25 protein-coding genes are annotated in these 23,442 nt (G+C 62.5%); all 25 read left to right on the top strand.

What is annotated here, in order from left to right; translation table 11 throughout:
* Positions 1-23 precede the first annotated feature (23 nt).
* The 25 genes from K5X80_RS08750 to K5X80_RS08630 all read left to right on the top strand — a co-directional run bounded on the left by K5X80_RS08750 (position 24) and on the right by K5X80_RS08630 (position 23,442).
* A complete protein-coding gene (locus K5X80_RS08750) occupies positions 24-728 on the top strand; it encodes a hypothetical protein (RefSeq protein WP_222557368.1) in 705 nt (234 codons plus the stop codon).
* Entirely contained in the window at positions 725-892 is a 168-nt protein-coding gene (locus K5X80_RS08745; RefSeq protein ID WP_222557367.1) for a hypothetical protein, read from the top strand. The genes K5X80_RS08750 and K5X80_RS08745 overlap by 4 nt, the downstream gene beginning before the upstream one ends.
* A complete protein-coding gene (locus K5X80_RS08740) occupies positions 889-1,089 on the top strand; it encodes a hypothetical protein (RefSeq protein WP_222557366.1) in 201 nt (66 codons plus the stop codon). The genes K5X80_RS08745 and K5X80_RS08740 overlap by 4 nt, the downstream gene beginning before the upstream one ends.
* Positions 1,086-1,874 (top strand): hypothetical protein, encoded by a 789-nt coding sequence (locus tag K5X80_RS08735; protein ID WP_222557365.1) that lies wholly within the window; start codon positions 1,086-1,088, stop codon positions 1,872-1,874. The genes K5X80_RS08740 and K5X80_RS08735 overlap by 4 nt, the downstream gene beginning before the upstream one ends.
* A 120-nt stretch (positions 1,875-1,994) precedes the next feature.
* Positions 1,995-2,642: a hypothetical protein gene (locus K5X80_RS08730; protein ID WP_222557364.1), complete on the top strand. Its 648-nt coding sequence runs from the start codon at positions 1,995-1,997 to the stop codon at positions 2,640-2,642.
* Positions 2,617-4,827, top strand: coding sequence for a terminase gpA endonuclease subunit (locus K5X80_RS08725; RefSeq protein WP_222557363.1), 2,211 nt, complete (start codon positions 2,617-2,619; stop codon positions 4,825-4,827). The genes K5X80_RS08730 and K5X80_RS08725 overlap by 26 nt, the downstream gene beginning before the upstream one ends.
* Positions 4,828-4,833: 6 nt before the next feature.
* On the top strand, positions 4,834-5,082 hold the full coding sequence (gpW, locus tag K5X80_RS08720; RefSeq protein ID WP_222557362.1) for a gpW family head-tail joining protein: 249 nt from the start codon (positions 4,834-4,836) through the stop codon (positions 5,080-5,082).
* A complete protein-coding gene (locus K5X80_RS08715; protein WP_222557361.1) occupies positions 5,036-6,766 on the top strand; it encodes a phage portal protein in 1,731 nt (576 codons plus the stop codon). The genes gpW and K5X80_RS08715 overlap by 47 nt, the downstream gene beginning before the upstream one ends.
* Positions 6,763-7,710 carry a S49 family peptidase gene (locus K5X80_RS08710; protein ID WP_222557360.1) on the top strand — a complete coding sequence of 316 codons (948 nt, stop codon included), beginning with the start codon at positions 6,763-6,765 and terminating at the stop codon, positions 7,708-7,710. The genes K5X80_RS08715 and K5X80_RS08710 overlap by 4 nt, the downstream gene beginning before the upstream one ends.
* Positions 7,707-8,240, top strand: coding sequence for a hypothetical protein (locus K5X80_RS08705; protein WP_222557359.1), 534 nt, complete (start codon positions 7,707-7,709; stop codon positions 8,238-8,240). The genes K5X80_RS08710 and K5X80_RS08705 overlap by 4 nt, the downstream gene beginning before the upstream one ends.
* Positions 8,241-8,266: 26 nt before the next feature.
* The gene (locus K5X80_RS08700; protein WP_222557358.1) at positions 8,267-8,632 is read left to right on the top strand and encodes a head decoration protein; all 366 of its coding nucleotides are present in this window, start codon (positions 8,267-8,269) and stop codon (positions 8,630-8,632) included.
* An 80-nt stretch (positions 8,633-8,712) separates the two neighbouring features.
* Positions 8,713-9,741: a major capsid protein gene (locus tag K5X80_RS08695; protein ID WP_222557357.1), complete on the top strand. Its 1,029-nt coding sequence runs from the start codon at positions 8,713-8,715 to the stop codon at positions 9,739-9,741.
* Positions 9,742-9,813: 72 nt separating this feature from the next.
* Complete coding sequence (locus K5X80_RS08690; RefSeq protein ID WP_222557356.1) at positions 9,814-10,242, top strand: hypothetical protein; 429 nt, start codon at positions 9,814-9,816, stop codon at positions 10,240-10,242.
* 63 nt (positions 10,243-10,305) lie between these two features.
* A complete protein-coding gene (locus K5X80_RS08685) occupies positions 10,306-10,647 on the top strand; it encodes a hypothetical protein (protein WP_222557355.1) in 342 nt (113 codons plus the stop codon).
* Positions 10,640-11,101 (top strand): hypothetical protein, encoded by a 462-nt coding sequence (locus K5X80_RS08680; RefSeq protein WP_222557354.1) that lies wholly within the window; start codon positions 10,640-10,642, stop codon positions 11,099-11,101. Before K5X80_RS08685 ends, K5X80_RS08680 begins: the two co-directional genes overlap by 8 nt.
* 28 nt (positions 11,102-11,129) lie before the next feature.
* Positions 11,130-11,336, top strand: a complete 207-nt coding sequence (locus K5X80_RS08675; protein ID WP_222557353.1) for a hypothetical protein — start codon at positions 11,130-11,132, stop codon at positions 11,334-11,336.
* A 24-nt stretch (positions 11,337-11,360) separates the two neighbouring features.
* Complete coding sequence (locus tag K5X80_RS08670; protein ID WP_222557352.1) at positions 11,361-12,548, top strand: hypothetical protein; 1,188 nt, start codon at positions 11,361-11,363, stop codon at positions 12,546-12,548.
* A gap of 24 nt (positions 12,549-12,572) precedes the next feature.
* On the top strand, positions 12,573-13,382 hold the full coding sequence (locus tag K5X80_RS08665) for a hypothetical protein (RefSeq protein ID WP_222557351.1): 810 nt from the start codon (positions 12,573-12,575) through the stop codon (positions 13,380-13,382).
* A 156-nt stretch (positions 13,383-13,538) separates the two neighbouring features.
* Positions 13,539-14,255 (top strand): hypothetical protein, encoded by a 717-nt coding sequence (locus K5X80_RS08660; protein WP_222557350.1) that lies wholly within the window; start codon positions 13,539-13,541, stop codon positions 14,253-14,255.
* Positions 14,256-14,258: 3 nt separating this feature from the next.
* Positions 14,259-18,611, top strand: a complete 4,353-nt coding sequence (locus tag K5X80_RS08655; RefSeq protein WP_222557349.1) for a peptidoglycan DD-metalloendopeptidase family protein — start codon at positions 14,259-14,261, stop codon at positions 18,609-18,611.
* On the top strand, positions 18,611-20,629 hold the full coding sequence (locus K5X80_RS08650; protein ID WP_222557348.1) for a hypothetical protein: 2,019 nt from the start codon (positions 18,611-18,613) through the stop codon (positions 20,627-20,629). Before K5X80_RS08655 ends, K5X80_RS08650 begins: the two co-directional genes overlap by 1 nt.
* Positions 20,626-21,162: a hypothetical protein gene (locus tag K5X80_RS08645; protein WP_222557347.1), complete on the top strand. Its 537-nt coding sequence runs from the start codon at positions 20,626-20,628 to the stop codon at positions 21,160-21,162. The genes K5X80_RS08650 and K5X80_RS08645 overlap by 4 nt, the downstream gene beginning before the upstream one ends.
* On the top strand, positions 21,162-21,563 hold the full coding sequence (locus K5X80_RS08640; RefSeq protein ID WP_222557346.1) for a hypothetical protein: 402 nt from the start codon (positions 21,162-21,164) through the stop codon (positions 21,561-21,563). Before K5X80_RS08645 ends, K5X80_RS08640 begins: the two co-directional genes overlap by 1 nt.
* The gene (locus K5X80_RS08635) at positions 21,563-22,810 is read left to right on the top strand and encodes a hypothetical protein (RefSeq protein ID WP_222557345.1); all 1,248 of its coding nucleotides are present in this window, start codon (positions 21,563-21,565) and stop codon (positions 22,808-22,810) included. Before K5X80_RS08640 ends, K5X80_RS08635 begins: the two co-directional genes overlap by 1 nt.
* The gene (locus K5X80_RS08630) at positions 22,810-23,442 is read left to right on the top strand and encodes a hypothetical protein (protein WP_222557344.1); all 633 of its coding nucleotides are present in this window, start codon (positions 22,810-22,812) and stop codon (positions 23,440-23,442) included. Before K5X80_RS08635 ends, K5X80_RS08630 begins: the two co-directional genes overlap by 1 nt.

Here is a 23,442-nt window from a genome sequence, read left to right as displayed (position 1 = left end):
TTTCGAACTCAAGGGACGGCGCAATGGAACAGGATCGCAACACCAACCTGCCCGCAACGGTGACGGGGCAATCGCCCACCTCGCTCGCAGAGTCGAAGCTAACCGAGCTGCGCAATCTGCCAGAGCGGATCGACGATCAGACGCTGGCTCGGCTGGATGCGCTGGCGAACTCCCCCTTGCGCCCTCTGGCTCCGATTGATCGTGGCGATCTGGACGAACAACTGCTGCTGCTGCTGTCAACATTGCCCAAGCAGGCCGCCGGCGGCGTGGATGGTGCCTTGAAAGCCGAGGGATACGCGATGGTCCTGGGTAAGTTCCCGCGCCCCCAGATCGAATTCATGGTGACGGAGGCCATCCGCACATGCCGCTGGCTCCCGTCACCGGCCGAATGCATCGCGATTGCCGGGAAATGGCAGCGCTTCGACGCAGCGGTTGAATCACGCCATCTGGCCAAGTGCCTTTCCCGCCGTGAACGCGAAGCGCGGATGGACGATGCTGGCGCCGCCCTGCGCGCAGGGACGATGGATCAGGCCGCAATCGACGCGCTGCCGGAGCGCTGGCGGGATATCTTCGAGACGCGATCGCTGCTGCGCAAGCACGCTGACGGAACCTACACGCTGCGCGCCCGGCCAGCGCTGCCAGTGTCTGAAGACGAGACCATGCATGACATCACCGGGCGGACGGCCGCGGGCTTTCCCTCTCACCGCGATCTCGGGGAAGCGGCGTGAACGACCTGTTTCGCGATCTGGTGCAGGAGCGCAACGAAGCGCTGGCCGCCAAGGGGCGCAACGATGTCCGGTGGCGCTGGAAGAACGCGCAGGATCACGGCCTGGGCATGGAACTGGTCGATGTGCGCAAGCCGAGCAGCAAAATGGTGGAGCGGCCAGAATGAGCGATTTCCGCAGTTCTCTGGGGCGCTTCGCGGCATCGATGCGCGATCCCGACCCGGCCGGGAAGTTCCGCGCGGCCCGTGCGCTCTGGCACGAAATGGGGATCATCGTCGTGTTTCCCGGCGACGTGCATGGGCTCGACAAGGAATGGACCGAGGCATTTGCCAACAAACACTACGGGCGGCGAGGGACGCGATGACGGACGAAGACGACAAGTTCAATAAGGCCTTCGACGAGCGGGAGGCGGCGCGCATCGGTTCGGATCTCGATCTGGCGTTTATCCGGGCAGGCGGGAAGCTGACCGCGAGCGAAGCCGAAGCCGCCCGTGTCAAAGCGATGCTGAAGCGCGACCGGGCCGACGCCAGCAAGGAACGGGACCGCAAGGCTGCCGAGTTGCAGGTGCGCGACGGCGTATTCGTCAATCTGGCCGATACGGTGATCGAACCCACGCCGGAGTGGCTGGAAAAAGGTGATGTGATCGGATTCACGCCGAAGCAACCGGACGGGACGGTGCGGCAGGTGCGCACGGTGCGGCGGGTGGTGACACCGATGATCGAGCGCCTTCACCGTAAGGGCGCGATTGACGAGACACAGGCGGCGGCCTGCGTCTGGTATCGCAAGATGTTCGAGCGCGCCGGTCTTGAGGGTCGTTATTCGATCAGCCGTGCCGGCGCCCCCAATCCGACATCGGGGACGCGTCGCACCGGCGGAGTCGGCGGGCATATCGCCATGACGCTGGAAGAAGCAGAGGCCCGCCAACTCTGGCGCGATGTCCGCAAGCACATGACGGCATTCTATATCCGGTATTTCGATGCCGTGGTGGTCGACGATATCCCGATCTACCGCGCCATACGGTTTGCTCGTTGCCGCCGAGAAAAGGCCTTGCAAAGATTGAAGCAAGTCATTGATGAAGTTGTAGAATTCTGCGAAATTAATGATGTGGACATGCTCCGCATCAGTCGCGATTGGGCAGGCGTGCGGTGACTGACTTGACGGGAACAAATATCAATGCGATTCTGAGAGCCTGTAATAGTTCCCTGAGAAGGGAAGCAACCCCGCCGCGCGCGGGGTTTTTCGTTTCCGCAAACCGGCAGAATTCCTGACGTGGCGAAGTTTTCTCCCACATCGGCCCGCGCGCGCCTGCGCTCGCTTGAGAAGGCGAAAGAGCGCGCTGCAGCACTCAAGCGCGGCGAAACCATGACCGCGCAACCGATGGCCAAGTTCTTGGGAGTGAGTTGGCCAGTCCTGCGCGGCTGGTGCGACGAGGTCGAAGGGTTCGAGCAGTCGGGCGCGTTCGAACGCGGGGCCAACGGGATCGAATACACATTTCGGCCGCGCAAGACGGTCGATCACCTGCTGAAGCACTTCAAGACGCTGGCGGATACAGCCGCCGCCCGGTCGCGCCGGACCAAGCGGATTATTGCAGGGGCCGCGCTCGATGCGGTCCCTGACGACTACAGCATCGACGAGATGAACAAGATGTTCGCACTCTCGATGCGGGTGCAGGAAAGTCGGGAGCGCCAGGGCCAGTTGGTCGAGGCGGGCAGTCTGCTCGAAATGCTGCGACGGGTGTTCTCGGAGATGCAGCAGGCCGCGCTTCGGGCTGTGCAGGAACATGATCCGACCGGGCAATGGCCGGTCGAGGTTCGCGAAAATGTCGAAAACGTGTCGCGTTCGATTCTGCTGGCGCAGGAACGGGCGGCGCAACGCTGTCTGAGGAACATGAATGGAGGCGCTGCTCGGTCCGGCTAGTCTGCTTCGCGAGATCGAAGCGCTATCGGCAGGTGAATTCCTCCAGAACCCGGCAGACCTTATCGCGGAAGGCTTGGCGCTACTCCGCCCGCCGGAGAAGATTTCCACGGTCGAATGCGCGGAACAGTACCGCAAGTTCCGCACGACCGAGGGCGGTGCGCTGGTCCCATACGACCGCAAGCGCACGCCCTACAACATCGCCAAGATGAACGCGCTGGACAATCCGGCCGTCAACCTGGTGGTGGTGGTCAAGCCGTCCCGTTCGGGCGGCACGACCGTTGCCGAAAACTACCTGTTCAAGCTGATGCTGTTCGGCCCGATGGGCGATGTCGGCTGGTACCTCGGTTCCGATACCGCGGTGAAGAAATACTGTGACCGCGTGATCAAGCCGATGTTCGACGATCACCCGCTGCTGATGGCCAAGGTCGGCGCCGGGCGCTCGGACAACAACGACACCAGCAAGCGTGTGTCCGGACACCTGATTGAATGGTTGCCGGCCAACGACAGCGGATTCCGTAACCGCGAGTTCGTGTTCGGTGTGGCGGACGAACCGGATGGGTGGACGAAGTATTCCGAGACGCCCGTCACCCAGCTTGAAGGCCGTCAGAAGAATGTCGGCAAGCGGGCCAAGCGGATGGTCATGTCCCATCCTGACAAGGGGTGGAAGGCAGGCACCGCAGCGGCGTGGGAGCGCACTTCGCGCGGAATCTACATCATGCGCTGCATCCATTGCGAGCGCTTCGCGGCGGCCCATGCCACGAAATACTGGCCGGACGTGCCGGAGTTCAAGTTGACCTACGACCGGGACCTGTTCGAACCCGACCCGGCGAATCCGGGCCGCCAGCGCCTGGTGAAGAAGCACGAAGACCTCAGTCTGGACGAGAGGCTGGAATTGGCCGAACGCACAGCCGGGATGCTCTGCCCCCACTGCGGAGCGATGATCGACGACGAAGACCGTTTCGCGATGATCGAGGAAGCGGGCGACAAGGATTGGTGGCTCCACCGCGGCCAGACTCTCGATCCCGACATGGGCATTCAGGGCGAAATGCTGCCGACCACCGAGTTCGGCTTCTGGGACCATGGGCTGATGCTCAAGGTATCCCGTATCAAGGAACTGGCGCGCGGGCTCGAAGAAGCGCTGACGAAGTACGAGCGATCCGGTGGCCGCAACGTGAAGGTCCTCAAGGAATATCTGTCCAAGCAATTGGGCGAGGTTTTCGAGGGCAAGAGCGGGATCGATGGCGTCACGGCGTCCACCTTGCGGTCGCGCGATAGCGATGTGCCGAAACCCGATATCGGGACCTTCCCGGCTGACGCGATGTTCATCACGGCAGCGGTCGATGTCGGCAAACGCAAGTTTGACGTGAGTTTTCGCGGCTGGGACTGCGAAGGTCGGTCGTGGTGGCTCGATCGGCTTACCTACCGCCAATTGCCGGGCGCAAACGGCAGGATGCGCGACATTGCGACGCGCGAGCGGATCGATGACTGGAACGTACTGATCGACGAGGTGATCTTGCGCCTGTTCCCGATCGCAGGGCGCGCCAATGCCCTGATGCCAGTGGCCCAGACCGTGATCGACGTTTCGGACGGCAACGTGACATGGATTGGTCGGGAGTTTGCGGCCCGCACGATCAGGCAGGGGATGATCTGGGGCACCCGGGCGAAGCCTTGGGCGCGAGTACAGCTCATTCAGGGCTCACCCAGTGCCAAGGCTCAGGAACTGCCGCCCAAACCTCGCATCAGCGATGACAAGGGGCGTGTGTTCCCCAAGGGCGTGCAGGAATGGACGCTCGGCGTACACAAGTTGAAGGAACTGGCATTGGAACGTCTGGCCATCACCGATGGCGGGCCGGGCCAGTGCTATTTCGCGGACGGGATCGATAGCCGGTATTTCGAGGAATACTTCAACGAACCTCTGATCGAGGGGAAGTTCGAGCGGCAGGGTGACAACGAAAGCCTCGATCTGTTCGCCTACGAAGAAGCGGCACGGCTGATGCTGAAGCCCGACCGCAAGGACATCCATTGGGATGAAGAACATCGGCGGCCTGTCTGGGCGCGTCCTGTCCCCCTTCAACCGGAGGGAGGTGATCAAAAGACCACCGGGGGCGAGGAACCAGCGCCCAAGCCCGCGCCGCAACGAACCGCACGCGACCGCTTTCAGGCGCTCGCCAACCGCAGGACATGACCTGAGATGACGCAACGCACTTCGGCCGAGATCGCCGCCGAACTTGCCATCTACCGGCAAGCGCGGACCAAGCTGATCAATGGGGAACGCGTCGTGGACGTGTGGCGCGACGGGCGCCGGATGCGCCTGGCGGAAGCCTCGCTCGACGAAATCAACAGCGCGATCGATGCGCTGGAACGCGAATACGAACAAGCCGAGGCGGCCGAGAATGGCCGTCCGCGCCGCCGCCCTATCTATCTCGGCTGGAGAAACTGACTTGGAAAAACCCCGCATCCGCGTTCGCGCGGACGGTACAATGTCGGCTGAATCGCAGATGGCCGTGCTGGCGCTCGGCTTCGGCCCGCAGAAGCGCGACGCCGCCCGCCGCGATTTGACGGAATTCTCGGGCTGGTCCCCTTCCCTGCGTTTTGCTGGCACATCCTACGGCGCGGACTGGTCAACCATCACGGGCCGCGCGCGCGACCTCGATGAGAACAATGGCTGGATCAACGGCGGGTTGGATCGCCGCGTCGAATCGGTCATCGGCGTCAATATTCGGCTGTCCGCCCAGCCTGTGCATACGTTGCTGAACCGTGACTACGATTGGCGGATGACCTGGACCGGCTATGTGCAGGACCGGTTCAAGGTCTGGGGCAATGACATCGAGCGCCGCTGTGACGCGCGGCAGAAGCTGAGTTTCGGTGCGATCGCCAAGCTTGCCTACCTGACTTATGTGCGCGACGGCGAAGCGGCCGCCGAGATCCGCGACAACAAGCGCGGCCTGACCAACACCACCAATGTCCTGCTGATCGAAGCAGAGCGGATTTCGACACCGCCGGAGCGAACGCATCTGGAAGGCCCCGAGCTGCGCGACGGCGTGGCCATGGACGGGAACGGCGCGGCGATCGGGTATTGGCTGCGTTCGGGCCATCCGAACGATCCGAACCAATCGTTTGCCGCCCAGCGGTGGGATTATATTCCCGCGCGTGGCAAGACCGGCCGCGCGAAGTTCCTGCACGTCTATTCGCCGCGCCGTACAGAGCAGATCCGCGGCATCAGCCGCCTCGCGGAATCGATGGTCCCGGCCAAGATGCTCGACCGCGTGGACCGGGCCGAGGTCGCCGCAGCACTGAAATCGGCAATTCTGTCCTTCTTCATCAAGTCACCGGGAACGACAGAGGATGTTTCGGGCATCTTCGGTGCCCCGCTCGACGATGCCAGCGTTGATCCGTGGATTGGAAACTATCTCGACCTGCGCGAAAGAAACCCGGTCATCGTGGATGGCGCTCAAGTCCATCATCTATTTCCTGGTGAGGAAGTCGAAGCACCTGCCCGGCAAAGCCCGAACGCGAATTATCCGGATTTCGCTCGGTTCGTCCTGCAGAAGATCGCCGGTTCGCTCGGCATCAGCTATCCGCAACTTTCGCAGGATTGGGCAGGCATCAACTATTCCTCGGCACGCGCGCTGCTCAACGAACTGTGGCGCTCGTTCCTTGAGGATCGCTACTATTTCACGCAGGCATTTTTGACGCCAATCTATGCCGCGTGGCTCGAAGTCGAAGTGGCCAACGGCGATGTGAAAGTGCCCGGAGGTCCGGCGAACTTCTACCGCAACAAGACCGCGATCTGCATGGCGGAATGGATCGGCCCGGGCCGTGGCTCGGTGGATCCGCTCAAGGAAGCGAACGCCAACAATCTGGATACGGCGGCGGGCCGCAAATCCACGGTCGAATGCATCCTCGAAAACGGGCGCGACCCGACCGATGTCATGTCGGAAGAGGTCTGGATGATGGAAGAGCGCGAACGGCGCAAGCTTCCCCCGCTCAATCACAACGTGAAGCCGGATGCCGCCGGCGAAGAGGGTGGCGCCGCCGGCGGCACGCAGGAGGACCGCGACGGTGACGGGGTGCCGCTTGAGGGCAGACGGAAGAAGCCGCCTGAGGAACCGGAGGACGCATGATGAGGACCCTTGGCGCTGGGCCGCGCCCCTTCTCGCGCCTCGCACAGCAGTTCTTCAACGAGCCGTTGTGCATCCTGCCGCACAAGGCCGAAGTCATCGCCTGCGCGCTGCAGCAGCGCCTCGGTATCGCCAAGATCGACGGCATCGACGGTGTAACGCTCGATGCGCGCGCGATGATGGATCGCGCCGCCACCGCCGCGGACGCTGCCCGGGATTATCGCTCGGGCAAATCGTTCCACGAAAAGGATGGGATCGCTGTCATCCATATCGATGGCACGCTGGTCCACAAATATGGCTGGCTCGATCCTGTATCGGGCATGACGGGCTATGACGGCATCGCGAAGAAGCACCGGGAGGCGATGCGGGACCAGGACATCGAGGCCATCTGGTTCGACATCGACAGCCCGGGCGGATCGACGGCGGGCCTGTTCGCGCTGTGCCTGCAAATTGCGGCAGCGACCAAAGCCGAAGGCGGCAAGCCGCACTACGCCTATGTCAACGAGCAGGCGTGCTCGGCGGCTTACGCGATCGCCAGCGTGTGCGACAAGGTCTTCGGGCCGGAAGATGCCTGTGTCGGCTCTATCGGCTGCGTCATCGTCCATAGCGATCTGACCGCCGCCCTGGACAAGGCGGGCGCTGAAGTGACGATCATCCGCGCGGGCGAACGCAAGTATCGCGGCAGCGCATACGAAAAGCTCGATAAGGCGACCATGGCCAAGTTGCAGAGTGCGGTCGACGACACCCGCCGGCGCTTCGCCGAAATGGTTTCGATCATGCGGCCGATCACCTTCGAGGGCGTAATGGCGACCGAGGCCGACTGGTTCGAAGGCCGCGAGGCCGTTCAACTCGGGCTGATGGATGAAATCCTGTCCGAGCAAGAGGCCTGGGATCGCCTCGAAGAAGAAATCGATCAGATCAAGCGCGAAAGGAGGCAGCAGCAATGAGCCGCCTGGCACAACTCAAGCAGACGCTCGGCAAGAACGCCAGCGAACCCGAAATTCGGAATCCGGACGATGACGACGATCTGGATGACGATGAACTCCCTGAAACCAAACCCAAGGAGGCCGAAATGGCTGACAACGTTGAAGTAAACGCAGCCGTTGAGGCTGCGCGCAAGGAAGGCCACACCGCTGGCTTCAAGGAAGCGAATGACCGCATGAATGCCGTGTTCGCATCCGAGCATTACGCGGGCCGCGAGGCTGCCGCGACGAAGCTGCTCAGCAAGAATATGAGCGCGGAAGATATCGTCGATGTCCTGGCTGACATGCCGAAGGCAGAAGCCAACGCCGCGCTGTCGGATGAGCAGCGCAAAGCCGCGGAAGAAGCCGGGCGCAAGGAAATGAAGGACGCGATGTCCGAGACCCAGAACAGCAACATCGAAGCCAATGGCGGCGGCGGCAAGACGAAGACCGATTCCCGCGCGGTCTGGGCCAAGGCCAAGGCCAAGGTTTTCCCGAACAGTAAGGCGCAGTGAGCGCCTGAACGCGAAAGGACACGACTATGACCACCCTCACCGAAGGCCAGCACGAAGGCGAGTTCATCGGCGAAATGGCGATGGGCATCGGCTACCACGTCGATGCAGGCACGCTCGCGACTGGCAACAATCTCAAGGCCGGGGCAATCGTTGCCTCGGTCGGCGGCAAGTATGTCGAATATGACGGCGCCGCGTCCGATGGTTCGCAGACCGTGACCGGCATTCTGATGGGCAATGTGAACGCCGCTGTTGGCGATAAGGCCTGCACCGTGTTCAAGCGCGGCCCCGCCGTGGTGAACAAGAACGATCTCCAATTCGCTGGCGATCAGACCGACCCGCACAAGACCGCGGCATACACCGCCCTGCTCGGCCTCGGCATCAAGGCCGCCTGACACCCTACCCCATCGCTGAAGCTTTGATCCGGCAGCATGGCTGACCGGAAACGGTTTCGCGCATCCTGAAAGGATCACCCATGGCTCACATGGATATTTTCAACGACGACGCATTCAGCCTCGTTACGATGACCGAAGCGATCGAGGATATTCCGAACGTCCCGACCTTCCTTGGCAATCTCAACCTCTTCGGTGACGGCGAAGGCGTCGATACCGATATCGTCTCGATCGAACGCAAGGGCATGACGCTCGAACTGATCAAGACCAGCCCCCGCGGCACTGAGCCGCCGATGGCCAAGACCGACAAGCGCAAGATGGTCAATTTCAACATCCCGCGCGTCGCCAAGTCTGACCAGCTGTTCGCGCGCGAAATCGCCAACGTGCGTGCGTTCGGCACGGAAAGCGATCTGGAAACGGTCGCTCAGAAGGTGTTGGAGAAGCAGAAGAAGCTGCTCACCGAGCACGCGCTGACGATGGAATTCCACCGTCTCGGGGCCATTCAGGGCATCCTGCTCGATGCGGACAATACGCCGATCTACAACTACTTCACCGAGTTCAACATCGCGCAGCCGACCGAGATTGATTTCGATCTCGATGCCGCCAGCCCGGTTGAGGGCGATCTGCTGAAGAAGATTGCAGCGGCCAAGCGGACGGCCATCCGCGCCATGGGTGCGGCCTATGTCCCCGGCGTGACGCAGTTCCTCTGGCTCTGCGGCGATACCTTCTTCGACCAATTCACCACGCACGCGGATGTCTGGAAAACCTACCTGAATTGGGAGGCGGCCTCGAACCTGCGCGATGGCAAGGTTTTCTCGTCCTTCCGCTTCGGCGAATGCGAATGGCACAATTACCAGGGGACGGACGACAACAGCACCGTGGCGATCGGCACGACCAAGTGCCAGCTCGTCATCCGCAACGCGCCGGGCTTCTATCGCCGCTACAACGGACCGGGTGAAGAGCTGGAATTGGTGAATACGATCGGTCGCCCGATTTACTCGCAACTGGTTCGCGATCCGAAGCGCAACCAGTGGGTGCAGCCGGAGATCTTCTCCTACCCGCTCCACCTGCCGACCAAGCCGGGCGCTTTGCTGCGCGGCCGCAACACCTGATCGCAATGATCGATCCGCGGGGCGGGCCATGCGCCCGCCGCGCCTGATCCACGAACCAGAAGGATACCGATCATGCTGATCAAGGCCACCAAGTGCACCATCATCGAATGGGATGCCGAACAAGGGCGCGCTGTCGTTATCAACCCCGGCGAAACCGATCGCTTGGCTGACAAGCTGGCGCAGCCCTACGTCGATGCGGAAATGGCTGTCGAAGTGGACGACGACGCAGCCCCGGCCGATGACCTCGCCGAAATGCGCGCCGCCTACCAGGCTGCGCTGGGCAAGAAGCCGCACCACAGTTGGGATGCTGACACGCTGAAGGCGAAGATTGCCGAGGCGGCAGCAACTGAGAAGCCCGACGGCGATCAGGGCGACGGCATCACCGCGCATGTGCTCGATGAAAATGGCGAGCCAATCGATCCGCCTGCCGGCGATCCCAACGATCCGCCCGCAGAAATCGCAGACGAGAACGGCGGCGCGGACAGCGCTCCGGCCGACTGAGCCCGCAACAGTTCGTCACGCGAGAGCCGGGGCCTAGTGCTCCGGCTCCGATGGAACACGCTCATGCCCACTCCCAATCTCGATGACATGACCGATTGGCTGGACAGCACTTGCCGAGATTATCTCGGCGAGCCGATCCAGTATAAGGCGTCCGCTGCCGGCGCGTATGTGGGCGTGCGCGGGCACGTCGATTATCGCGACATGGTGAAGCCGCTCGAAGGCGCCGAAGCCATCGCGCAGGATATCACGGTTGCGCTGATGATCGCCGATGTCCCTGTAAAGCCCGCCAAGGCCGCGCGCCTGCAACTGGCCAAACACCCGGGCACAACCTTCCGCCCGATCAATGTCCGCCGCGACGAGAGCGGCACGCATTGGGAATTCGAAGTGGTCGAAGCCGATGCCTGATCCCCTACCGGCCATCGCACAGGTCGAGGACATGCTGCGCGATACGCTGGCCGCCTGGCCCGCGCTTGACGCGTGGACCATCGAAACCGACCGGCCGCTGGATGAAGCCCTTGCCGAGGAAGAAGGCGATACCATCCTGATCTTCACCGTCCAGTACCAGACGCTTTGCGCGCTGGAATCCGGGCGGACAGAACACACAGCGCTGATCGAATTCGAGGCCGTCTCACGCACGCCGACGATCGGCACGATCAGCCGCCATAACCACGCCGCCATCGCCCATGTCGCGGCCGCCATCTCCGCCACGGGGCGCACGCTCGACGGCCGTATCCAGTGGATCGAAGAGGTCGATGTCGCGCCCGCAGAACCTCGCGGCAAGGATGTTGGCGGCGCTTCGCTGCAAATGCGCGCCCAATTCTACACGCCCCACGACGACTGGTTCACGCTCGTCGTCTGACCAATTCCAACAACGAAGGATCGAAACGATGTCCGAGCAGACATGCCCGGCGCTTCCTGCTGGCAGCGTCGATTTCAACGCGTTCCACGACGCCCTGACCAAGGGGAAAGGCAAAGTCGATATCGACAAGGCCATTGCCGCCTCGCGCGTGCCTGCTGGCCCGGCCGAAAAGGCCCCCGCTCCCGACAGCAAAACCTCGCCTGCCACCGGGCAGGACGGCGACCCCGCCAAGTAACTCCCCTGACGAAAGGAGGCCGATATGGCCCTTAAGACCGCCAAAACGGCGCTCGCGATTGCATTGCAGGTCGGCGGTGCCGGCGTGTTCGCCAATCCGACCAGCGCCGACATCTACCCGATCTCCCAGGCTCGTCTCGATATCCAGGGCCAGACGCTGGATAACGACGAATACCTTGGCCAGATTTTCCGCAATGCGCCCGATATCGCGGGCAAGCGGGTCACGCTCGGCTTCAATGTCAAATTGCGCCCACCGGGCGGCACGATCCCTACCGCGAACGCGTTCATTCCGGGCCGCCTGCTGCAAGCTGCGAAGTACACCGAGATCGTCAACACCACGGCCATTCCGGCTGCCCCGGAGGCGGTCGGCGCAGGCTCGACGACGACTGCGGTCACGCTCGGCGCAACCGCGGCGGCAACGGCGAACCTCTACAAGGCGTTCCCCCTGCTCATCACGGACAACGGCGCAACCTACAAGGAACGCCTGACCGCGATCCGGTCGTACAGCGCCGCCAAGGTTGCGGTGCTCATGGAGGAATTGGGCGCCATCCCCGCGGCGAACTACCAAATCCCGTCCTTCCTCGGCTATGCGCGATCGATCGACGAGACCGATCCGCCGCTGCTGTCGGCGAAAATCTGGATCGACGGCCACCGCTTCGATCTGATCGACCTTCGCTGCACCGGCGCGCAGTTCGTGGTGCCGACCACCACGCGCGATCAGGCCGCCTATCCGGAGATGCAATTCACCTTCGACTGCCGCATCCATGCAAACAGCGCGGAAGCGACCCCGGCGATCACGCCGCTCGGCGCCGTGCCGCTGTTCCGCAACGGCGACCTGATGCTGAACCGGGTGCGAATCGGTGCGTCCACCTTCACCATCGACAACGGCGTCCAGACCGAGGACCCGCCGAACCCGAACCAGCCCGAAGGCGTCGATGCAGCGGAAATGGTCGGAGGCACGGCCACGGTTTCGCTTACGTGGCAGAAGTATCTGCCCTCGGTCATCGACCCCCTCGCCCTGGCCGATGCGCAGGCGCAGCACCCGTTCTTCGCGCAGTGGGGCAATGGCCCGGGGTCCATCGTCCAGATCAATGTGCCCGACGCCCGCCTGAACTACTCGAACCCCGATCTCGGCGGCCAGCTCGTCATGCAGTCCACGGACCTGATGATCGACGCGTTCGATCGCGCGATCATGATCGCTTTCCCTTACTGACCCTCAAACCGAAAGATCCTGACCATGCCCCAGGACGTACCTCTGGAGGCGAGCGAAACGCTCGCCTTCACGCCGCATTCGCTGCTCAATTTGGCAGCGCCGCCTTCGTTCACCCTCGGCACTTCGACCCACCGCGAAAAGCGCTTCATGCAGCGCCTGATGCGCGAAGAAGGCCTAGTGCGTCACAGCGAGGAAGCCATTCGGCTGGAAGTGCTGACCGGCTTGAAACTGCTGTGGACCGCGGAGGATTTCGAGACGTTCAACGTGTTCCTGACGCAATATTGGGAAATGCTTGACGACTTCGCGCCGCAGGCTGCCGAGCGTCGAAAGGAAATCGAAAAGGCAGTCGCGGATGGTGAAGAACCGCCCGAGGAACTGGAATTCCCCGATCCCGAACTTGCCGCAAGCTGCGAGGCCCTGATCGAGAAAGTGGCCAAGGCCCACCGGCCGATCGGCATGATGCGCGCCGATAACCACGAAGCGCTGGACATGAGCGGCCCGCTTACGGTCGCCGTCATCCTAAAGGGTTGGTCCGGTCTGGATGCGAAACTCGTCCGCGATCGCGGCTATCTCACGCTCGATAGCGTCTATGCCGTGAAGGAAGCGCTGGAAACGATCGAGAAGGACAACGGCATCGAACCCGGCATCGCCTGGAACGAATTGCAGCTTGCGGTCTTCGCGCGCATGTACCTCAACGAGGAACTGGCAAAAAACTTCGTATCGCCGTCGCTGTCCGACACGCCCCAGACGCCTTCGAACGCGAGCAGCATCTTGGACGAGGATGGGCAATCCCCGGCGCCGGCGAGTTCCAGCAAAACCCAAGCCACCGCCTGACCGATGCGCACTGGCAATTGCTCCGGCTTCATTCGCAATGTGACCGGGGCATGGCGGGCTATGTCTATCCCGATGGCGGCAGCGTTCTCGATCAGCCTCTCCTGCTGCTCGATGCGTTCGCGGTCATCGGCGATGCGCTAGCCAAGACGCGCAAAGATGCCGAGGATTAGCGCGCGTCTTGAGCGCCCCCGCCTCAATGGTCCCTTCGACCAATACTATCGGCATGCGGAACAGCGGATGGAACGCGGGGCGCTGATTGCGACCGATCAGGGTGGCAAGATCGCACTTCGCAACATTCGCACCGCCATGCAGGGTGCCGGTCTTGGCCGCTTGGGCAACGGCCTGGGCGCGCAGTCCGACCTTTCCGAAACCGGGCAGGTCCATCGCTATGCCGGGGGCGGCTTCTCCGCCTCCGGTGTCGTGTTTGTCCGCTCCGGCTCCCCCCGCACGCGTGGCACAATCGATGCCTATACGCTGGGTGCTGAAATACAGCCGGTACGCGGCCGATGGTTGTGGATTCCGACCGATGAAATCCCCCGGCTCGCAGGCCGGCGCAAGATGACGCCCGATCTCTACACGAAGAACGGCTTCGAGCAGAAAATCGGGCCCCTTGTCCGGGTGCGGAGCGTCAACGGTTATCCGCTGCTGGTCGTGAAAAACGCCAGCGTTTCGCTCGCCGGGAAGAAGCGCAGCGCCCGCGCGCTCACCAAGTCCGGCCGGGCCCGCAAGGGGCAGGTCGAAAAAGAATTCATCGTCGCGTTCGTCGGCATCCCGCGCACGGCGCGCGCGGCGCGCGTCGACGTGATCGCGCTCGTTCAGGCCGTCCAGCGCGACCTGCCCACCCTTTACGCCCAGGCAATGGGAAGGAACTGACACATGGCTGCAGGTCCGGTCTTTCCGGCATTCCTGAAAATCGAGCACCAGCGCGACGGCAGCGCCCGGTCGTCGTTCATGGCCGAAGTCGATTCGATGCTGGGCGATGCCGAACGGCGGTTCAATCGCTTTTCGAGCGAGGCCAAGCGTCAGCTCGACGGTGCGCTCTCGGTAAAGCGGAACACGTTCGGTTCGCTCGATCTCGGCGTTGACGAAATGAAGGCAGCTGCCGCAGCGCAGCAGGCACGCGCAACGGCCGCCCGCGAAGTTGCAGCAGCGACAGCCGCCGCAGCGCGCGAGGAAGGCGACTATAGCCAAAAGGCGCGCCTTTCGATCGCTGCGACCGAAGCGCTGGCACGCGAGGAAGAACAGGCCGCAATTGCCGCGCGCAATCATGCGGATGCTCTTGAGCAAATCCAAATCCAGCTCAACAAAACGAAGTCCGGCACGGAAGCATTGATTGGGTCCACGCGTCAGGGGACCACCGCGAACCAGAACGTCATTAATTCGAGCCGCGCGGTTCGCACCGCCTATGTTCAGGTTGGCCAGCAGTTCCAGGATATGGTCGTGCAGGCACAGGCTGGCACGTCCGCCTTTGTGATTTTTGCCCAGCAGGTTCCTCAAGCCGCGTTCGCACTCTCTGGGCTGGAGGACAGTGCGAACAAGACGCAAGCGCGGATCGGGTCGATAGCGACCTTCCTCGCCGGTCCGTGGGGCGCAGCGGTTACGATTGCCGTAGCCGTCCTAGGCCCCCTAGCTTTCGAGCTGTTCAAGACGGGTGACACTGCCGATAAGGCCAATCACAGCGTTGCCGAACTCACAGAGAAGCTGAAAGAAGACGCGCTCGAAGCAGAAAACAGCCGCTTGGCGCATGAGGCCTTCAGCAAGACGCTTCAGGGCCAAATCGAGATTCAACGCAAGCTCACGGAAGCCCTTAAGGACACCCTGAAAACTCAGCGTGAACTGAACCAGGAAAAAGTGGCTGAAGCTGGCACGAACGTTGCCAACTTGCGCCGCGACCAGGCGGTGGCTGCGCGTGACCTGATCCTCGCCCGCAACCATCTCCAAGAGCAAATTCGGCAGCGTGACGAAGCGTTCTCTGCCGGCGCGAATGAAGCCACCATTTCCGGCATGAACCGCGCCATCGAAAGTACGCGCCGAAAAATTGAAAGCCTCCAGAATGACCTTAATGCAGCTCTGACAGCGGCGAACGCAGCGGAGCAGAATCTTCGTATCGCTCAGATCAACGTCATCAAGACGGACGCGGAACAGCGAGCCACCGCCGAAGGCCGGATCGAAGAACTCTACAAAAACCGCATCCGTGAAGCCACAAAGGCGGCTCAGGCCGATCGAGCCCTTCTTGATTTGCTGCCTGCCAAGCTGGACGCCATCAACGCGGAAAAGGACGCGGCCCTCAAAGCTCTGCGCGAGAAGGAACGAGCGCAAAAAAGCTTGAACAAAGAGACCGAACGCGCCGCGAATTCAGCGCAGTTCGATCTGCCGTTCGCCGCGTCGTCGATCACTTCCCGCTTTGGCCCGCGCCAGCGCCCGACCGCCGGGGCCAGCAGCAACCACGGAGGGGTCGATTTCGCGCAGCCTTTCGGCACGCCGGTCAAGGTCACGCAGGTCGGCGTCGTTGAAGCAGTCGGTTACAACTCCGGGCTCGGCAAATATGTCGTCGTCAACCACGGTGGCGGAACCAAGACGCGCTACGGCCACCTGTCTGACAATTCGATCGTTGCCGAAGGGCAGTCGGTCGAAAAAGGTGCCGTGATCGGAAAAGTCGGTTCAACCGGCACATCCACCGGCAACCACCTGCATTACGAGGTCATGGTCAACGGCAAGCGCGTTGACCCGATGAAAGGAAAATTCCCCTTCGATCCGATCAAGGTTTCGGAAACGGCAGAGGCATCTGCGGCAAAGCTGGAAGAATTCGGTCAGCGCGCGACGGCATCGATCGAAAGCATTTCGACGCGGTTTTCCGATCAGCCCAAGCTGATCAAACAAGTCGCCCTGGCGACCGCCGATCTCGACGCCATCATACAGGATCTCGGCACGCGACAGCCCCCGGGCTTCGAAAAGCTGATCGAACAGGCAAAGGAAGCGAAGGCGGTTGTCGCCGAAGCGATAAATCAGCCCTTCAAGGACTACATGCGGGATCAGGAGCAATCGCTCGCGATCCAGGGGATGATTGCTTCGGGGCGCGAGGATGAAGCCGCAGCCATGCAGGTCATTCTGCGCCTCTACGAGCGCGTCGGCGTCGTCACGGCGGAACAGCAAGAACAGATCCGCGATAACATCGAAGCTGAAAAGCAGCTCAACGAGGTGCTGGAACAGCGCAGCACGATCATCAACGCCTATGCCAGCTCGATTTCCAGCGTCCGCAGCGATCTGGAAAGCCTGCTGGGCGGTGGGATGAGCGGCAAGGACTTCCTCAAGAACCTGAAGAAGAACTTCCAGCAGTTGCAGGGCCGGCTGATGACCGAACAACTGTTCGGCCCGATGCTTCGCGCCCTTGAGGACCAGATCCGCAAGAGCACCGGCATTCAGTCGAGCCTCGACGTGATGAAGAGCGGGATGGAGAACGCCGGAGACAAATCGAATGTTCTCGCGACCGCGTTTGAACGCGCCGCACAGCGCGTAGATCTGGTCAGTGGTCCCGGAAGCAGCAACGCCAGCCCTGCCAACGCCTTTGGTCTGGCAACCTCGGATAGCGTGCAGATGCGCGCGATCATTGACGCGCTCGGCGATTACGCCAGCCCGGCCAACGACAACGCAAACTCCGACGCAATCGTCGTCACCGCCAACAAGAAAACGGCGGACGCGACCGGGAAGATGGCAATGGGCGTGAACGCGATCACGCCGGAAGAATACGCGCAGATGATGGCGAAGGTCATCACGGCCCCGCTTGCCAGCGCACTTGCCGATCTCGGTATCAACATCTCTGGCACGCTCTCCGGAGCGCTCGCAGGCAACACCGTTGGCGGCATTCCCGGCGCGATCGTTGGTGGCCTTCGGGGCTTCATGGGCGATTTCGGCAAAGACATCTTTGGTGAAGGTGCCGCCGAAGCGATCATGCAAGGTCTCGATGGTGCCATGCAGGGCATTCAGATGGGCACGCAGGCTGCCGGTCTGATGAAGGCTCTCGGCATCAAGACCAGCACCACGGGCGCCCAGATCGGCGGAGCCATCGGCTCCTTCATTCCGATTCCCGGCGGCCAAATCATCGGCTCGGTTCTCGGTGGCTTGGTGGGCGGCTTGTTCAAGACGGCCCGCACCGCGCGCGCCAACATCACCGGCATCGATGCGATCGACCTCGGCGGCAAGGACAAGAAGAATTACGAGGCGGCCAACAGCCTGGCCGATTCCGTCATTTCGGGCCTCAAGTCCATCGCCGACACGCTGGATGCCGAAATCGGTTCGTTCAACACGACTATCGGCGTGCGGGACAAGAAGTACCGCGTCAATGCCAATGGCACCTCGCTGAAAACGGGCAACGGCGCGGTGGACTTCGGCGACGATGCCGAGGCGGCCGTGAAATATGCCATCGCCGACGCGATCAAGGACGGCGCCCTGATGGGCCTGCGCGCCACAACGCAGGCGCTGTTGCAGATGGGCGACGACATCGAAGCCCAGATCCAGAAGGCGCTCGACTTCGAGAACGTGTTCACCGAGTTGAAGCGGATCAAGAACCCTGTCGGCGCGGCCATCGACGAGATCAACAAGGAGTTTGAGCGCCTCATCAAGATATTCGGCGAGGCGGGCGCGACGGCGCAGGAATGGGCCCAGCTCGAAGAACTCTACGGCATCAAGCGGGCCGAGGCGATCAAGGCGGCGACCGAAGCCATGGTATCGTCGCTGCAGGATCTCTACGATTTCCTCAGCTTCGGCGACAGCGGGCTTTCCCTGCGCGACCGGGACAAGGAACTGCGCACCCGCTATGCGGGGCTCAAGAGCCGGGTCGAGGCGGGCGATACCACCGCGTTCGACGAGTATTCCAAGGTCGGCCGCGAACTGCTCGACGTGGAGCGGCAACTTTACGGTTCGACGCAGGCGTATTTCGAGCTGCACGAGGAAATGCGGGCGACGACGCAGGCCGCGCTGGATCGCCAGAAGGCCCTCGCCAATGCCGCGGCGAATTCGGACAATCCGTTCTCGGCCTCAACCGTGCCAGTCAACGATAACACGAATGTCGTTGAAGCGGTCAACGGGGTCGGCCCGGCGCTTGCAACGGTTCTGGCTCCCAAGATGGACGCCACCAACGGCTATCTCGCCACGCTGACCCAGCAGAACGGCTCTCTGTTGCAAGCCCTCCGCACCATGTTCGCGCAGAACGCTAACACGGGTTCCTGGTAATGGCATTGGCGTGTCTGGCGGTGATCGAACCGCTCGATTTGATTACCGGCTTGCGTAAGCCCGTGCGGGTATCGTCCGCGCAGGACAGGCGGATCACCGGCCTCGGCGGCAAAGTGTGGGAACCGGCGATGCTCGGTGCGCCCGAACTGACGCTCTCGCTGTTCAACGGGGACTTCACGGTGCCGGCGAGCGTTGGGGGCGCGCAGTTCAAGATCGCCGAGGAAACACTGCGTCGCGGCAAGATCGACCTCAACGCGATAGCCTGGAACGGAGCGCCGATCGCCATCTACGCCGCCGAACCGGGGACGATGTGGCCCTGGCCCCTGCTGTTCAAAGGCAGCGTGCGGGAGATGCGCCGCGATGGCCCGGCGATCGGCATCAGCGCCGAAGTCGATACCGAAGCATTCGATAAGAACGTCCTGACGCTCGAATACAAGGGCACAGCGGGCGACGAAGGCGGCATGGATCTCAAGAACCGGGTCAAACCGCTGGTGATCGGCCGAGCCAAGAACGTCGAGCCGGTGCTGATCGACGTAAACAACTCGGTCTATCAGTTCAGCGGCTACGGCCCGATCGAGGAAGTGACCTCACTGTTCGAGCGCGCATCCGACTTTGGCTCCTCGGTGGGCGATTTCAGCAGCTACAGCACACTCGTTGCGCAGGCGATCCCGCCCGGCCGCTGGGCAACTTGCCTCGCCGAAGGGTTAATTCGCCTCGGCGCGCCAGCGGCTGGCGTCATCACCGGCAACGTGCGTGGGCACGCGATCAACGGCGTCACGCCCCGGCTGACCGGCGATGTCATCCGGGCGCTTGCCGATATCGCGGGCGTCGATCCTGACCGGCTCGATCGCGCCTCGCTCGACACTATGGACATAGCCCTGCCCTACCCCATCGGTTTGGTTCTGACGCAGCAGGTGTCGTTCATGGAAATCGCCCGCCGCCTGGCCTTGGCTTGCAATCATCAGGCAGCGGTTTCTTTGACTGGCACCCTTTTCGTTGTCACGCCGGATTTCAGCCGCACCGAGGCGCTGACGCTGGATGCCACGGGCCGGGCCTCGCCGCAGGTGCTGGATTCCACCGAAATGCCGGTGAGCGTGCCTTACTGGAAGCATACCTTCGGGGCCGCGCGAAACTGGCGCGTGCAGACCAAGGACGAAATCGCGTTCTGGGCGGAACTGGTCGAGGCCGGGCTGTACAATCCGGACACGTACTATCGCGAAGGCAATATCGTGAGCATGGAGGACGGCTCGCGGTTCCTCTACATCAACACCACGCCGACCAAGGGCAACGCCCCTCCCAACGCCACCTATTGGGGCCAGCTTTCCGGCGCGCTCGGCGAAGCCAGCAACATCATCTACAAGAAGGCGACCACGAAACCCGCGACGCCCTCGCCCAGCGCGGACGTGCCGAGCACATGGGTGGATGACATCGGCGATGTCGGCGCGGCCAATCAGCCCACCTGGGCCAGCTACGGTCGCAAACTGCCGGGCAGCGCAACTTATGAATGGCAGACGCCCTACAATGTGTCTGCTGATGCGCGGTTGTTCGATGGGCTGGACGCGGGCGGCGCGGTGAAGCCGGGTCAAGTCGGAACAGGTGCGCTGGTTGGAAATGCGGCGACTATCCCATGGCTCGTCACCAGCAGCGTAACACTGAACTTCACGTATCCCAACACCACGACCATCCTCTCCACGACGCTAGTCAAGGAACAGGCGTCCTCACTGCTGGAAATTCTGGCGCAGATACCATTCCATGCGACAGCAGCAGATGACGCAATCACGGGGATTGTCTGGTATCGTATCTTCAGCGGCGCCACGCAGGTCGCCGCGCGCAGTTTCACCGTCAACCTGGACGGGAACGGGACCACCCGCCTCCCCCTCGCCTTCGAGCAGTTCTGGAGCGGGATTGCCGCCGGCACATACACGGTGCGCATCGAATTCCAGGCAACGGACAGTGCCTCGCCATCGACCACCAATGGCGATCAATATCACCTTCGCATTCGGGAGTATAAGCGGTGACGTTGCACTATGTGGTTTTCGATACCCATACCGGTGATCAGCTTACGAAGGGCATGTGCCCTGAAGGCTATCTCAACACGATCATGAACGGGCTGCCCGCGGGCACTGACGTTCTCGTCGCGCCGGGCGAAGCAACGCTGCAGCCCGAGACGGATATCGCCATGATTCGTCAGTATTGCTGTGCGCAGGTGGACCGAGCGGCCGATGCGGCCTGCGCGCCCTATCTTACGCCGGGCGACACACAGGCTCTGCGCTACCGCAAGAAGCTGGACGAGGCAGAACGTTGGACCGACGAAAGCGATCCGGCCGATTTCCCATTCCTGCGCGAAGAGGCAGGCGCGACCGCGATCACGATCACGCAACTGGCCGCCCGGGTGATCGCCGCGAGCATCGTGGATGATGAACGGATCGCCCGCATCGAAGCGCGCCGGATCGCCACGAAGCAGCGCATTCGCGGCGCGGGCCAGAATCTGGCGGTGATCAAGATGGCCATGAACGTCGATTGGACCAGCCTTGCAGAGGGGGAAGCCTGATGGCTGTCGAAAAGGACCTGTACGCTTACAAGCGCACGCCCTTCATGCACGTTTTCCGGCGCCTCGGCGTCGACTGGTCCACCGCGGTCTTCAAGATGCAGGCGCGCACGGCCAAGGATTCGGCGTCGGCCGATGTGGACCTCAGCAATGCAGCGGCGGGCGTCCAAGGCATCTCGGCAGTCTATGATCCGAACTATATCCATCCGGAAACCAACGCAGTTGTTGGCGCAACGACTATCACCGTGTTCATCGCTGAAGCCACGCTTGAAGGGCTCACGCCCGCGTCGCCTGCAAATGACAACAAGGTCTACCTCTACGACCTGCACGCCACGCCCGCCGGCGACATCAAGCGTGTGGTGAGCTTCGGCACCTTCACCGTGGACCCGGGAGTGACGCAGTGATGGAAGGCTACACCGTTATCGAGGAAGCGCAGGAAACGATTATCGACGAGCGGGAAGGCGTCGAATTCATCGTCAATGCGAGCAGCGCGACGGCGGAAGCCGCCCGGCAGGCGGTGATCGCGGGCGAACAGGCGGCCTCGGCCATTTCCAGCGCGACAATCGCCGTTTCCCAGGCCGGAATCGCGACAAGTGCCGCCGGTGCGGCAGCGTCCAGCGCCACGGTCGCGGGGCAAGAGGCAACATCAGCGATTTCCAGTGCTACTCTGGCCGGGCAGCAAGCCACCGCCGCCGGATCGAGCGCAACCGTCGCGGCCGGGCAGGCGTCTGCCGCGACATCGAACGCCACGATCGCCACGGGCCAGGCATCGGCGGCCACGTCCAGCGCAACCGTGGCCAGCGGCCAGGCCAGCACGGCGACGGTGCAGGCGACGGCGGCCACATCCAGCGCAACGCTGGCGGGCACGCGGGCGACGGCCGCAGGCTCCAGCGCCACGGTCGCGTCTGGTCAGGCAAGCACTGCAACAGCACAGGCCAGTACGGCAACGGCCGCCCGCGTGGCTGCTGAGGCTGCGCGTGACCAGACATTGACCGCCTTCGACCAGTTCGACGACCGGTATCTGGGCGCGAAGACTAGCGACCCGACGCTGGACAACGATGGCAATGCGCTTGTGGCCGGTGCCCTGTATTTCAATTCCACGTCCGGAATCATGAAAGTTTACACCGGCAGCGCGTGGGTTGCGGCCTACGTCGACGGTGCCGGTGTCCTGATGAAATCGCAGAACCTTGCGGACCTGCCCTCCGCTGCGACCGCGCGGACCAATCTTGGCCTCGGCACTGCCGCCACGATGGCCGGGCCTGCGGGGGCAATTGTCGGCACCACGGATGTGCAATCAGTGAGCGCGAAGACGCTCATCAACCCAACGATCACCGACTACACCGAAACCAGCAGCGGAGTGGTGAGCGGGACAGCGCTAACCATCAATTTGGCCGCTGGCTCCAGGCACCAGATCAACACCACAGGTCCCGCTATAATCACGATGCCGTCGCCCGTTGTCGGGAAGTCTGGGACCATTCGCACAAAGTTTGGCGGGGCTCACTCCATTGCCTGGGCAGGCGGCGCGCGCGTCTGGGTTGAAGGCAGTGCCCCAACCCCCACCAGCGTGAGCGGGAAAAGCGACGAATACATGTACGAATGCGACGACGCGGCCGAAGGGTGGATTATGCGTCGTGTGGCGAAGAATTACTGATGCTCGCCGCGCGAAAAGTGATGATGGGCGGAAGCCAGCTGCCAGAACTGATGCTGGTGAACTCCGGCGTGTTCGCCGGTTCGGGCAATTCGATGTCGTTTACTCCGGTCACCGACCGGATCGGCCAATTGCAAGTGATGATGCTGTCAAATGGCAGGGAAGGGGGCCTGATGACCCCACCAGCAGGCTGGAACGAAGCTCTGGATAACACGTCCGGGGTGAGTGCGCATGTATACTGGCGTGAGATCGTGGCCGACGATGCGGGAGCGCAGACATTCACATTTGGCGGTAGCTCAAGCGTTCGCTCCTACATCCGTATGTTCTGGGCCAACGCCGCGTTCGATACCATTGGCGCGTTTGCCACGGCTAGCGGCACTACGCCCGCGACAGCACCCGCGATCACTGCGGCGGGCGGTATCCTGTTTGCACTCGGTGTCACGTCTGAGGAAAATGGTGCGTTCAGCCAGCCCGCAGGGATGACGGTAACGCAGCGTCAGGAACCGGCCGCCACGCAATGCGGCATGGCGCTGTTCCAGCAGGACATCGGCGCGGGCTCCACCGGCACGCGAAGCCTCGCCAACAGTGTGTCGGGGGTGAAAGGTGGCGCCCTCTTTTCGATCAAGGGTAAATGA

The organism is Caenibius sp. WL (genome assembly GCF_019803445.1).
GTDB lineage: Bacteria > Pseudomonadota > Alphaproteobacteria > Sphingomonadales > Sphingomonadaceae > Caenibius.
The sequence above is the reverse complement of the archived record's forward strand: the minus strand, read 5'-3'. Positions and strand labels throughout refer to the sequence as shown.